We start from the raw sequence: 12,223 nt of genomic DNA on the forward strand, positions 1-12,223 counted from the left end.
CAGCCGGGGTTGCCTATACCGCCCAGTCGCCGGGCGGGTCCTGGCGTGCGCCGGGGGAGGGGACGGCGACGAACGTGCGGGGTGCCTTGAACTCCGCGCGCTCGAACTCGGCCTTCACGTTCGCCTCGACCTTGGCCAGTTCGGCCTCGGGCACCAGCGCGATCGCCGAGCCGCCGAAACCACCACCGGTCATCCGAGCGCCCAGCGCACCCGCCGCGCGGGCCGCCTCGACGGCGACGTCGAGCTCCGGGCAGGAGATCCGGTAGTCGTCGCGCATGCTGACGTGGGAGGCGTCCAGCGAAGGGCCGATGTCGGCCAGGCGGCCGGACTTGAGCAGGGCGACCACGTCGAGCACGCGCTGGTTCTCGGTGACCACGTGGCGGACCAGCGGGCGCAGGTCTTCGGGCAACCGGGCCAGTGCGTCGTCGAGTCCGTCCGGCTCGATGTCGCGCAGGGCCTTGAGGCCGAGCAGGTCGGCGGCGCGTTCGGTGCCGCGGCGGCGGTCGCCGTAGCCGGACTCGGCGAGGGTGTGCTTGGCGCGGGTGTCGATGACCAGCACTCGCAGCCCGGCCGCTTCGGCGTCGAACGGGACCTGCTCGATCTCGCCGGAGCGCACGTCCAGGAACAGCGCGCAGCCGTCGACGCAGCGCATCGAGGCGGTCTGGTCGAGCACCCCGGTCGGCACACCGACGAACTCGTTCTCGGCGCGCTGGGCGAGGCGGGCGATCTCGGTGCGGCGGCGCTCGTCGGGGTCGGGTTCACCGGCCGCGCCGAGCAGGGCGAGGGCCACAGCGCATTCCAGGGCGGCCGAAGAGGACAGTCCGGCACCGGTGGGCACGTCGCCGGCCAGCACGATGTCGGCGCCGCGTTCGTAGCCGTGCGAACGCAGCACCCAGGCGACACCGGCCGGGTACGCGGCCCAGCCTTCGAACTGACCCGGCTCCAGCGCGGCGATGTCCATCGGGTCGGCCTGCTGCACACGACCGTCCGAGCCGAGAGTGGCCACGGTGAGCTGCTCGTCCTGACGCGGCGCGACGGCGGCGGCGAGCCGGTGCGGCAGGGCGAAGGGGAGCACGAAGCCGTCGTTGTAGTCGGTGTGCTCCCCGATCAGGTTCACCCGGCCGGGGGCGGAGAAGACCCCGGCGGGCTCCTTCCCGTGCAGTGAGCGGAACGTGGCGGCGGCGTCGCTGGCCGCGCTCACCGCGCCTGCGCCAGTACCGCGTGCAGGACCGAGGGCGCGACCTGGACGCTGATGCTCTCGCCGGTGATCTCGATGGTGGAGCCCGCGCCGTTGGCCCGGCTCACGCTGACGGTCTGGCCGGGGACCAGGCCGACCGAGTTCAGCTCGGTCATCAGGGTCTCGTCCTGCTGCACGTGCTCGGCGATCCGGCGGATCTCCACCTTGCCGCCGCCGGCGCGGGCGAACTCGTCCAGGCGGACCAGGTCGGCCTCGGCGTCGGGGGCCGGGTCACCGGCGCCCAGCTTGTCCAGGCCGGGGATCGGGTTGCCGTACGGGGAGGTGGTCGGGTTGTTGAGCAGCTTGACCAGCTTGCGCTCGACAGCCTCGCTCATCACGTGCTCCCACCGGCACGCTTCCTTGTGCACGTGCTCCCACTCGAGGCCGATCACGTCGAGCAGCAGGCGCTCGGCGAGGCGGTGCTTGCGCATGACCGCGATCGCCAGCTCACGGCCGTGATCGGTGAGCTTGAGGTGCCGGTCGTCGGCGACGATGACCAGGCCGTCGCGCTCCATCCTGGCGACCGTCTGGCTCACCGTGGGGCCACTCTGCTGGAGACGCTCGGCGATGCGGGCGCGCAGCGGAACGACGCCCTCTTCCTCGAGCTCGTAGATCGTGCGCAGGTACATCTCTGTGGTGTCGATGAGCTCGTTCACTTCTGTCCCCTTCGTCCGCGTCCCTCATGGTAGTCGCTTTCCCCGACGACTACGGCAGGTGACCTGGAAATCCCCGGTCGGGCGGCCGGGCTGCGCGGGCGGCCCTGCCTGCTGGAAGATGGCCGCATGTCCCCCTTGATCACGACCGCGGAGCTGGCCGCCCTGCTGGACGGTCCGCTCGATTCGCGACCCACCGTATTGGATGTCCGCTGGCGTCTCGCCGGGCCTCCCGGGGTCGAGTCGTTCCGTGCCGGGCACATCCCCTCGGCCGTGTTCGCCGATCTCGACACCGCGCTGGCCGCGCCGCCGGGGGAAGGCGGCAGGCACCCGTTGCCCGAGCCCGCCGCGCTGCAGGAAGCGCTGCGCCTGGCCGGGGTGGACGAGGGCAGGCTGGTGGTCGCCTACGACGACGCCGACTCGTCCGTGGCGGCGCGGGCCTGGTGGCTGCTGCGCTGGGCGGGGCACGCCGAGGTGGCCGTGCTCGACGGCGGGTTCGCCGCGTGGGAGGCCGAGGGCAGGCCGGTGACCACCGAGGAAGAGGTGCCGTTGCCGGGCGACATCGTCGTGCGGCCGGGTGGCATGCCGGTGTTGAACGCCGATGAGGCGGCCGAGCTGGCGCGTGACGGCGTGTTGCTCGACGCTCGCGCTCCGGAGCGGTACGCGGGCGAGACCGAGCCGGTCGACCCGCGAGCCGGGCACATCCCGGGGGCGCGCAACGCCCCGTTCAGCGCGCACTCCGATACCGACGGGCACTGGCGCGAGCCCGAGGAGCTGGCCCGCCACTTCGCTGATCTCGGGGTCGGGCCGATCACGCCGGTCGGCGCGTACTGCGGCTCGGGGGTGACCGCGAGTTCGGTGGTGCTCGCACTGGAGGTCGCCGGGCATCCGGCACCCGCCTCGCTCTACACCGGGTCCTGGTCGCACTGGTCGCGTGATCCGGAACGACCGGCGGCCACCGGTCACGAGCCCGGCTGAGCGCACCAGGACGCATTAGGGTTTCGGGCATGCACCCCTCCGCCGTCGTCTGGGATTCCGCGCTGCTGGGTTACGACCTGGGTGGTGAGCACCCGTTCAACCCGGTCCGCCTGGAGCTGACCATCCGGCTCGCCCGTGAGCTCGGTGTGCTCGAAGACGTCGAGCTGCTGGTGCCGGAGGCGGCCACAGACAAGGAGCTGTACCGGGTGCACGTGCCCGAGTACCTGGAGGCGGTCAAGCAGGCGCCGATGGTCGGCTGGGACGTCGGTCACGGGCTCGGGACCACCGACAACCCGGTGTTCTCCGGAATGCACGACTCGGCCGCGCTGGTGGTCGGCTCCACCCTGCTCGGCGCGCGCAAGCTGGCCGACGGCGAGGCCGATCGCGCGGTCAGCATCGCGGGCGGGCTGCACCACGCGATGCCCGAACGCGCGGCCGGTTTCTGCGTCTACAACGACTGCTCGATCGCCATCTCCTGGCTGCTGGACCACGGGTTCGACCGCATCGCCTACGTGGACACCGACGTGCACCACGGCGACGGGGTGCAGGCGGCCTTCTACAACGACCCGCGGGTGCTGACCGTTTCGCTGCACCAGCACCCGTTCACGCTGTGGCCCGGCACCGGCTACTCCGGGGAGACCGGGGCGGAGGGGGCCGAGGGCACTTCGGTGAACATCCCGCTGCCGCCACACACGCGGGACCCGGGATGGCTGCGGGCGTTCCACGCGGTGGTGCCGTCGCTGCTGGAGCAGTTCCAGCCGCAGCTGCTGGTCACCCAGTGCGGGGTGGATTCGCACGAGGAGGACCCGCTGGCCGACCTGTCGCTCTCGGTCGACGGCCACCGCGAGATCTACCGGACGCTGCGTGAGCTGGCGCAGCGGTACGCCGGGGGCAAGTGGCTGGCCGTCGGCGGTGGTGGTTACCAGCTCATCCGCGTGGTGCCGCGCTCGTGGACGCACCTGCTGGCCACCGTGCTCGACCGCGACGTCAGCCCGGAGACCTCGCTGCCGCCGGGCTGGCGGGACACCGTCGGCCGGGCCGCGCCCGACGCCGAACTGCCGCTCAAGATGACCGACGAGGCCGACACCACCTATCGCCCGTGGGGCGACGGGCAGGACGACCCGGTGGACATCGCCATCCGCGACACCCGGCGCGCGGTCTTTCCCTTGCACGGTCTCGATCCGGACGATCCCAGGGACTGAAGATGAGCACCGAGAACGACGCGGCGGAACCCGATCTGCGGGAGTCCTACGACTACCCGCGGCAGTGGGAGGCCGACGTCCTGCTCTCCGACGGCGGCACCGTGCACCTGCGCCCGGTGGTGCCCGACGACGCGGACGGGCTGGTCGCGCTGCACAGCAGGCTGTCCGAGCGCACCCGGTACCTGCGCTACTTCGGCGCCTATCCGCGCATCCCGCAGCGCGACCTCGAGCGGTTCTCCCGGGTGGACCACCACGACCGGGTCGCCTTCGCGGCGATGCTGGGCGACAACATCGTCGCGGTCGGGCGGTACGAGCGGCTCGACAACGGCCCGTCCGCCGAGGTGGCCTTTGTCGTCGACGACGCGCACCAGGGCCGCGGGCTCGGCTCGATCCTGCTGGAGCACCTCGCCGCGGCGGCGTCCGAGCGCGGGCTGCGCCGGTTCGTCGCCGAGGTGCTCGCCGAGAACCCGCAGATGGTCCGGGTCTTCCGCGACGCCGGATACCAGGTCAGCCGGGAGATCGAGGAGGGCGTGCTGCACCTGGAGTTCGACATCGACCCGACCGAGGAATCGCTCGCGGTGGCGCGCTCGCGCGAGCAGGCCGCCGAGGCGCGCAGCGTGCACAACCTGCTGCACCCGCGGTCGGTCGCGGTCATCGGGGCGTCCACCGACCCGACCAAGATCGGGTACGTGGCGCTGACGAACCTGCTCACCGCGGACTTCGCCGGCACCGTCTACCCGGTCAACCCGGAACACCGGTCGGTGCGCGGGGTGCGGGCCTATCCGTCCGTTGTGGACATTCCGGATCCGGTGGACCTGGCCGTCGTCGCGGTGCCCGCAGACCAGGTCGAGTCGGTGCTGGACGGGGCGCTGGAGAAGGGCGTGAAAACCCTGCTGATCGTCTCCGGCGGGTTCGCCGAGGCCGGTCCGCACGGATTGCACGCCGAACTGCGGCTGGTCGGTGAAGCCCGGGCCCACGGCATGCGCGTGGTCGGCCCGAACGCGCTCGGCGTGCTCAACACCGACCGGACCGTCCGGCTCAACGCCACGCTCGCGCCGCGACTGCCCGCGCGCGGGCGGGCCGGCTTCTTCTGCCAGTCGGGTGCGCTGGGCACCGCCATCCTCGCCGACGCCGAGGCACGCGGACTGGGGCTGTCGACCTTCGTTTCGGCGGGCAACCGCGCCGACGTCTCCGGCAACGACCTGCTCCAGTACTGGGAAACGGATCCGGGCACCGATCTGGTGCTGCTGTACCTGGAGTCGTTCGGCAATCCGCGCAAGTTCGCCAGGCTGGCGCGGCGGCTGGGCCGGACGAAGCCGATCGTGGCGGTGAAGTCGGGCCGCCACGCGGTCCGGCCGCAGCTCGCCGCCACCTCGGCCGAGGTGGACGAGGCGAGTGTGCAGGCGTTGTTCGAGCAGGCCGGGGTGGTGCGGGTGGACACGCTCGCGCAGCTCTTCGACACCGCGCTGGTCTTCGCGCACCAGCCGTTGCCGTCGGGGTCGCGGGTCGGCATCGTTGGCAACTCCAGCGCCATCGGCCTGCTCGCCGCGGACACCGCCCGCGCGCAGGGGCTGCGGCTCGCGTTCGAACCGGTGGACGTCGGCCCGCAGGCTTCGCCGGAGGAGTTCGCCGGTGCCGTGCGCGAGGCGCTGAACTCGGCCGAGACCGACGCGCTGGTGGTCGTTTTTGTGCCGCCGCTGGCGATTCCGGGCACCACCTACGCTCGTGCGCTGCGCGAGGTGGTGCAGGAACTGCGCAAGGAGAAGCCGATCGTCTCGACCTTTCTCGCCGCAGAGGGCGTGCCGGACGAACTGGCGGTGCGCGCGGACGACGGGGCGCCGATCCGCGGTTCGGTGCCGTCGTACCCGAGTCCGGAGCGCGCGGTGAACGCGCTGGCGCGGGTGATCCGGTACGCGGCGTGGCAGCAGCGGCCGCAGGGCACGCTGACCCGTCCGGCCGGGCTGCACGCCGAGCAGGCGCAGGTGATCGTGAACGAGATCCTCGGCACGGAGGACGGGCGGACCACCGTGCTCGCCGACGAGGACGTGGTGCGGCTGCTCGGCTGCTACGGCATCGAGGTGGTGCCGTTCCGGGTGGTGTCCAACGCGGACGAGGCGGTCGAATCGGCGGCCGAGCTGGGGTATCCGGTGGTGCTCAAAGCGGTGGACGAACGGCTGCGCGGACGACCGGACCTGGCCGGGGTGCGGCTCGACCTGTCCGCCGAGGACTCGGTGCGCGCCGCCTATCGCGACCTGCGCGAGGTCTCCGGTGAGGACGACATGTACGTGCAGGCCATGGCGCCCAAGGGACTTTCGTGCGTGATCGGGCTGCAGGACGACCCGTCCTTCGGCACGCTGGTCTCGTTCGGCCTCTCCGGGCTGGTGAGCACGCTGCTCGGGGACCGGGCCTACCGCGCGGTGCCGCTGACCGACGTGGACGCGGCGACGCTGATCCGTGAGCCGCGGACCGCGCCGCTGCTCACCGGCTACCGCGGCGACGAACCCGCCGACCTGGCCGCCCTGCAGGATCTGGTGCTGCGGGTGGCCGCGCTCGCCGAGGACAATCCGGAGGTGCGGTCGCTCGTGCTGGATCCGATCCTGGCTTCCCCGGACGGTGCCTTCGTGGTCTACGGCCGGGTGGTGCTTGGGCCGCCGCCGTCCCGCCCGGACACCGGCCCGCGTCGCCTGCGCCCGATCAACGCGCCACGCGACTGAGCACCATCGCGGTCACGAACAGCCGGTTGCCGTTGTGGCCGGCGACGACCGGCATGGCGGCGGTGGGTGCGGTCATGACGCAGTTGCTCGCGATCGGTTTTTCGTTCATTTTGTACCCGTGGGCGGACGGCAAAGTGCCGAACATCGGCTGATTCAGTGTTGCTCGGCGGTGGTGAGCCACCAGCGCTCGGCGACTCGCGGGTGCGAGCGCAGCCAGCCGAGCAACGCGTTTTCCCCGTAGGCGGCCAGCAGCGGGTTGTTCTCGTCCTGGGTGACGCCACGGGCGGCGATGGCCAGTTCGGGTGGCAGGTCGATCGGCTCGATCACCGCGTCCAGGCGCGGGGCGAGGAAAAAGGGGATCGAATAGCGGTCGACGTCGGCGGGTGGGCTCAGTACTCGGTGTTGCGTCGCGCGCAGGTAGCCGTTGGTGGCGATTTCCAGCATTTCGCCGATGTTCACCACAAAACTGTCCGGGATCGGAGTGGCGTCGATCCAGGAACCGTCGGCGCTCTGGACCTGGAGGCCGCCGATCTCGTCCTGGTGCAGCAGCGCGAGGAAACCGTAGTCCTTGTGCGAGCCGACGCCCTGGCTGGTCCCGCCGGGTTCGCGTGGCGGGTAGTGCACCACTTTCAGGTGCACCGCCGCTTCCGCGTCGAACCAGCGGTCGAAATACGTCAGTTCCTGGCCGAGCGCGACGGCCAGCGCGCGCAGCACCTCACGGGCGACCCGCAGCGCCTCGGACTGCCAGAGCAGTACCACGTCCCGCAGTTCGGGCAACGCCGACGGCCACTGGTTCGGGCCGATCAGGCGCAGGTACCGGGGATCGTCCTCGGTCAGGTCGAGCGCGGGACGCTCGGGGCCGATGTCGAGTTGCTCGCGCCAGTCCGCGCCGCCGTCGGTGTGTTCCGTGCCGGTGCGCGTGTAACCGCGGAACTGCGGGGAACGCACATTCTCGATTTCCAGCCGTTGCGCCTCCGGCAGTGCGAAGAACCGTTGCGCCGAATCGATGATCGCCTGGGTGGTTTCCGGGGCGACGCCGTGCCCGACGAGGTAGAAGAAACCGACCTCGTGCGCGGCGTGGCGCAGTTCGGCCAGGAATCGTTCCCGCTGCCTCGGCACCCGGAAACGGGACAGATCCAAGATCGGCAGAGTGCTCACCCGGCTCAGGGGAGCACAAAGCCGGGGAATCCGGCCACAGCTCCCAAATACTGGTCTCAGCCGGAGATCAGGTCACCGAGCCGCCGCAGTTGGGCGGTGGCGCCGCCGAGGGTGAACTCCGCGCGTTTGGCGGCCACGAAATAGCGGTGCAGCGGGTAGTCGACGTCGATGCCGATTCCGCCGTGCAGGTGCACCGCGGTGTGCGCGACCCGGTGCCCGGCTTCGGCCGCCCAGAACTTCGCGATGGCCACCTCCTCGTCGGCGGGCAGGCCTTCGGACAGGCGCCACGCGGCCTGCCACAGCGTCAGGCGGACCGCCTCCACGTCGGTGTAGGCGTCGGCGAGCCGTTGCCGGACCGCCTGGAACGAGGCGATCACATTGTCGAACTGCTTGCGCTCCTTGGCGTATTCGGTGGTCATCTCCAGCGCGCGCTCGACCGTGCCGAGCTGGTACGCGCACAGGCCGACAGTGCCGCGCAGGCGGATCCACTCAGCGACGCCGGTGCCGCCGAGCCGTGCCGAGGCGTCGACGTGGACGCCGTCGAGTTCGACCAGACCCGCGTCGCCGCGGTCGACGACCTCCTGCGCGGAGATCTCCGCCGCGTCCCGGTCGATCACAAAAACCGCGTCGCCGGCGGCGATCAGCAGGGCGTCGGCGAAGGCTGCGGCGGGGACCGCGGTCTGCGCGCCGGTCAGGCGCCAGCCGTCGCCGTCGGGTTCGGCGGTGAAGCCGCTGGGCGCACCGGCGTCCGGCACCGCCGCGGTCAGCACGCGCTCACCCCGCAACACCGGTACCAGGGTTTCCAGCTGCTTCCCGGCACCGAACTCGGCCAGTGCGGACGCGGCCATGGTGATGCTCGGCAGGTACGGCACCGGCGCCACCATGCGGCCCAGCTCGATCAGCACCGAGCACTGCTCCAGCAGGCCGAACCCGCCACCGCCGGCGGTCGACGGCAGGGCCGCGTCGAGAATCCCGGCGCGGGCCAGCTCCGTCCACAGTGCACGGTCGAAACCGCCGGAACCGTGTGGTTCCCACGATTTCGGGTCCAGTTTCCCGGCGAGGATGCGGCGGGTGAGCCCGCCGAGGTCGCGCTGCGCCTCGGTCAGCGAGAAGTCCATCCGGTGTCCCCTTTCAGCGCGTGACCGGCAGGCCGAGCGTGGTGGCGGCGATCAGGTCGCGCTGCACCTCGTTGGTGCCGCCGCCGAAGGTGAGGATCAGCGCGGACCGGTGCAGCCGCTCGATCCGGCCGTGCAGCAGCGCGCCCGGTGAGCCCTCGCGCACCACGGCGCCCGCGCCGAGCACCTCCATCAGCAACCGGTACGCCTCCAGGGCGAACTCGGTGCCGAACACCTTGGTCGCCGAAGCCTCACCGGGGCCGAGTTCCTGTTCGGCGGCGGCCCAGGCGATCTTCCAGTTGCGCAGCTTGAGGTAGTCGGCTTGCGCGTGCACGCGGGCCAGATGCAGTCGGACCCATTCGGCGTCGATGACCCGCCGTCCATCCGGGCCCTGTGTCTTCTGCGCCCACTCGCGCACCTCGCCGAGCGCGGTGCGGATCGGGGCGGCCGAGGTCAGCGCGACGCGTTCGTGGTTGAGCTGGTTGGTGATCAGCGGCCAGCCCTTGTTCTCCTCGGCGATCCGCGCGCTGATCGGTACGCGCACGTCGGAGTAGTAGGTCGCGCTGGTGCCGGGGCCCGCGACCGTGCGGACCTTGGTCCAGGAGAAGCCCTCGGCGGTGGTCGGCACGACCAGGATGCTGATGCCGCGGTGCTTCTTCGCTTCCGGGTCGGTGCGCACGGCGAGCCAGACGTAGTCGGCGTACTCGATCAGGCTGGTCCACATCTTCTGGCCGTTGATCACGTACTCGTCGCCGTCGCGGACCGCGCGGGTGCTCAGCGAGGCCAGGTCGGTGCCGGCGCCGGGCTCGGAGTAGCCGATCGAGAAGTGCAGTTCGCCCGCGGCGATCCGGGGCAGGTAGAACGCCTTCTGCTCCTCGGTGCCGTATCGCATGATCGTCGGGCCGACGGTGTTGATGGTCAGGAACGGCACCGGCACGCCCGCGGCCGCCGCCTCGTCGGTGAAGACAAGCTGGTCGAGCATCGAGCGCGCCTGCCCGCCGTACTCCTCCGGCCAGCCGATGGCGAGCCAGCCGTCGCGGCCCAGCTCGCGCACGATCTCCTGGTAGGCGCCGTCCTTGCCGTACTCGGCGCCGCCGGCACCCAGTGCCTCGCGGCGTTCGGGGGTCATCAGCCGGGCGAAGTAGGAGCGCAGTTCGTCCGCCAGTTTCTCCTGCGCCTCGGTGTAGCCGATCCGCATACCGTCACCTCCGCCCGCCGGGCTCGTTCTGGTGTATGCCCGTTGCCCGCGCTAATCTAGAACAGGTTCTAGTTGTACCGCAGATCATCGGCCGGAGGAAGCCATCGGCACCGGCTTGTACTAGAACGCGTTCTCGTAAATCTGCAAAACACGCTGCAAAGCGGCCTTGCCATCAACAAGAACAGATTCTAGTCTGGCTGCACCCGGCGGCCAATGACGGCCTCGGGGCCGCAGCAGTGCCGCAGCGTGAGGTGGTGGAGTTCTGGTGACCGGTGTTGACCACGTGACCGACCACATGGACGGCCGGACCGCGATCGTCACCGGGGCGGGCGGCGGGCTGGGCCGGGCCGAAGCACTCGCGCTGGCGAAGGCCGGTGCGTCGGTGGTGGTCAACGACGTGGCCGAGCCCGTGTCGGTGGTCGAGGAGATCGAAGCCGCGGGTGGCAAGGCCATCGCGGTCACCGGGGACATCGGCGAGCGCGCCACCGCGGACGCGCTGGTCGAAGCCGCCGTCGGGCAGTTCGGCGGACTGCACGTGGTGGTCAACAACGCCGGCGTGCTGCGTGACCGGATGCTGTTCAGCATGTCCGACGAGGAGTGGGACCTCGTGCTCCGCGTGCACCTGCGCGGGCACTTCCTGCTCTCGCGCAACGCCTCGGCCTACTGGCGCAACAAGTCCAAAGTAGACGGGCAGCCGGTGTACGGCAGGGTGGTGAACACCGCGTCCGAGGCCTTCCTGCTCGGTGCGCCCGGCCAGCCGAACTACTCGGCGGCGAAGGCGGGCATCGTCGCACTGACCATGTCCACCGCGCGTGGCCTGAGCAAGTACGGCGTGCGCGCCAACGCGATCTGCCCGCGCGCCCGCACCGCCATGACCAAGGACGTCTTCGGTGACGCACCCGATGGTGTCGACCCGTTGTCGGTCGAGCACGTGGCGCCGCTGGTCGCCTACCTCGCCTCGCCTCCCGCGGCGCGGATCAACGGCCAGGTCTTCGTGGTGCACGGCGGCATGGTCGCGTTGCTCGCGCCGCCGACGATCGAGCAGCGCTTCGACACCGGGAACCAGCTGTGGAGCCAGGACGAACTCCAGGACCGGCTCGGCGGCTACTTCGCCGACCGCGATCCCGAGCGCATGTTCGTCACGCAGGAGGTCCTTTCCCTGCCGTAGCAAGGCGTTGACCGACGGAACGAGGTGAGGTGCGATGGGCAGGCTCGACGGCAAGGTAGCGCTGATCACCGGTGCGGCCAGGGGACAGGGCGCGGCCGCGGCGCGGCGGTTCGTCGCCGATGGCGCGCGGGTGGTGGCCGCCGACGTGGCGGACGAACTCGGCGAAAAGCTCGCCGCCGAACTCGGTGACGCGTGCGTCTACCAGCACCTCGACGTCACCGACGAGGACGCCTGGCCGGTGGCGACCGGACGCGCGGCCGAGGCGTTCGGCAAGCTCGACGTGCTGGTCAACAACGCGGGAGTGCTGTTCTTCTCCGCGCTGGAGCAGACCAAGCTGGCCGACTACGAGCGGGTGATCCGGGTGAACCAGATCGGCACCTTTCTCGGCATGCGCGCGGCGGTCGGCCCGCTGACCGAGGCGGGCGGCGGCTCGATCGTCAACGTGTCCTCTGTGGAGGGTCTGGCCGGGATGCCGTTCCTGACCGCCTACACCGCGAGCAAGTTCGCCATCCGGGGCATGACCAAGGTGGCCGCGCTGGAGCTCGGCGAACGCGGCATCCGGGTGAACTCGGTGCACCCCGGCGCGATCGACACGCAGATGATCACCGACGCGCTCGGCGGCGCGCCGGTGGACATGGGGTTCGTCGGCAAGAAGGTGGCACTGGGCCGGGTCGGCCAGGCGGACGAGATCGCCGCGGTGGTGGCGTTCCTGGCCAGTGACGACAGTTCGTACTGCACGGGGAGTGAGTTCGTGGCGGATGGCGGGGCGACCGCCACGCACGCCTTGAAGGTCTGACGAG

The 12,223-nt window shown here is 71.1% G+C and carries 11 protein-coding genes; 5 read left to right on the forward strand and 6 right to left on the reverse strand.

Annotated features, from left to right (window positions below; translation table 11 throughout):
* Positions 1-13: 13 nt before the first annotated feature.
* Together galK and YIM_RS13675 are read right to left on the reverse strand one after the other, a co-directional pair.
* Positions 14-1,201, reverse strand: coding sequence for a galactokinase (gene galK, locus YIM_RS13670; RefSeq protein WP_153030724.1), 1,188 nt, complete (start codon positions 1,199-1,201; stop codon positions 14-16).
* Entirely contained in the window at positions 1,198-1,893 is a 696-nt protein-coding gene (locus tag YIM_RS13675; protein WP_153030725.1) for a metal-dependent transcriptional regulator, read from the reverse strand. The genes galK and YIM_RS13675 overlap by 4 nt, the downstream gene beginning before the upstream one ends.
* A 126-nt stretch (positions 1,894-2,019) precedes the next feature.
* Here YIM_RS13675 and YIM_RS13680 point away from each other — a divergent pair, with 126 nt between their 5' ends.
* The 3 genes from YIM_RS13680 to YIM_RS13690 are packed head-to-tail and all read left to right on the forward strand — an operon-like array spanning position 2,020 to position 6,784.
* Entirely contained in the window at positions 2,020-2,868 is an 849-nt protein-coding gene (locus YIM_RS13680; protein WP_153030726.1) for a sulfurtransferase, read from the forward strand.
* A gap of 29 nt (positions 2,869-2,897) precedes the next feature.
* Entirely contained in the window at positions 2,898-4,070 is a 1,173-nt protein-coding gene (locus YIM_RS13685; protein ID WP_153030727.1) for an acetoin utilization protein AcuC, read from the forward strand.
* A 2-nt stretch (positions 4,071-4,072) separates the two neighbouring features.
* Entirely contained in the window at positions 4,073-6,784 is a 2,712-nt protein-coding gene (locus YIM_RS13690) for a bifunctional GNAT family N-acetyltransferase/acetate--CoA ligase family protein (protein ID WP_153030728.1), read from the forward strand.
* Here the strand turns inward: YIM_RS13690 and YIM_RS13695 are convergent.
* From YIM_RS13695 to YIM_RS13710, 4 genes are read right to left on the reverse strand one after another with little or no spacing between them, the layout of a single operon-like run.
* Positions 6,765-6,929 carry a hypothetical protein gene (locus YIM_RS13695; RefSeq protein ID WP_153030729.1) on the reverse strand — a complete coding sequence of 55 codons (165 nt, stop codon included), beginning with the start codon at positions 6,927-6,929 and terminating at the stop codon, positions 6,765-6,767. The two genes, YIM_RS13690 and YIM_RS13695, sit on opposite strands and share 20 nt — an antisense overlap.
* An 8-nt stretch (positions 6,930-6,937) precedes the next feature.
* Positions 6,938-7,942, reverse strand: a complete 1,005-nt coding sequence (locus YIM_RS13700; RefSeq protein ID WP_228004710.1) for an isopenicillin N synthase family oxygenase — start codon at positions 7,940-7,942, stop codon at positions 6,938-6,940.
* Positions 7,943-7,998: 56 nt separating this feature from the next.
* Positions 7,999-9,060 (reverse strand): acyl-CoA dehydrogenase family protein, encoded by a 1,062-nt coding sequence (locus YIM_RS13705; protein WP_153030731.1) that lies wholly within the window; start codon positions 9,058-9,060, stop codon positions 7,999-8,001.
* 13 nt (positions 9,061-9,073) lie between these two features.
* Entirely contained in the window at positions 9,074-10,255 is a 1,182-nt protein-coding gene (locus YIM_RS13710) for an acyl-CoA dehydrogenase family protein (protein ID WP_153030732.1), read from the reverse strand.
* 295 nt (positions 10,256-10,550) lie between these two features.
* Between YIM_RS13710 and YIM_RS13715 the strand changes: the two genes are divergently transcribed.
* Both YIM_RS13715 and YIM_RS13720 read left to right on the forward strand, forming a co-directional pair.
* Positions 10,551-11,423, forward strand: coding sequence for a 3-oxoacyl-ACP reductase (locus tag YIM_RS13715; protein ID WP_153036960.1), 873 nt, complete (start codon positions 10,551-10,553; stop codon positions 11,421-11,423).
* 34 nt (positions 11,424-11,457) lie between these two features.
* Positions 11,458-12,219, forward strand: coding sequence for a glucose 1-dehydrogenase (locus YIM_RS13720; protein ID WP_153030733.1), 762 nt, complete (start codon positions 11,458-11,460; stop codon positions 12,217-12,219).
* Positions 12,220-12,223 lie beyond the last annotated feature (4 nt).

The sequence above is a fragment of the Amycolatopsis sp. YIM 10 genome, assembly GCF_009429145.1.
GTDB lineage: Bacteria > Actinomycetota > Actinomycetes > Mycobacteriales > Pseudonocardiaceae > Amycolatopsis.

Excerpts from the sequence above, each read along its gene's own strand:
- YIM_RS13690 (WP_153030728.1), top strand. The coding sequence starts at position 4,073 with ATGAGCACCGAGAACGACGCGGCGGAACCCGATCTGCGGGAGTCCTAC.
- YIM_RS13720 (WP_153030733.1), top strand. The coding sequence starts at position 11,458 with ATGGGCAGGCTCGACGGCAAGGTAGCGCTGATCACCGGTGCGGCCAGG.
- YIM_RS13680 (WP_153030726.1), top strand. The coding sequence starts at position 2,020 with ATGTCCCCCTTGATCACGACCGCGGAGCTGGCCGCCCTGCTGGACGGT.
- YIM_RS13710 (WP_153030732.1), bottom strand. The coding sequence starts at position 10,255 with ATGCGGATCGGCTACACCGAGGCGCAGGAGAAACTGGCGGACGAACTG.
- YIM_RS13715 (WP_153036960.1), top strand. The coding sequence starts at position 10,551 with ATGGACGGCCGGACCGCGATCGTCACCGGGGCGGGCGGCGGGCTGGGC.
- YIM_RS13705 (WP_153030731.1), bottom strand. The coding sequence starts at position 9,060 with ATGGACTTCTCGCTGACCGAGGCGCAGCGCGACCTCGGCGGGCTCACC.
- YIM_RS13685 (WP_153030727.1), top strand. The coding sequence starts at position 2,898 with ATGCACCCCTCCGCCGTCGTCTGGGATTCCGCGCTGCTGGGTTACGAC.
- YIM_RS13695 (WP_153030729.1), bottom strand. The coding sequence starts at position 6,929 with ATGTTCGGCACTTTGCCGTCCGCCCACGGGTACAAAATGAACGAAAAA.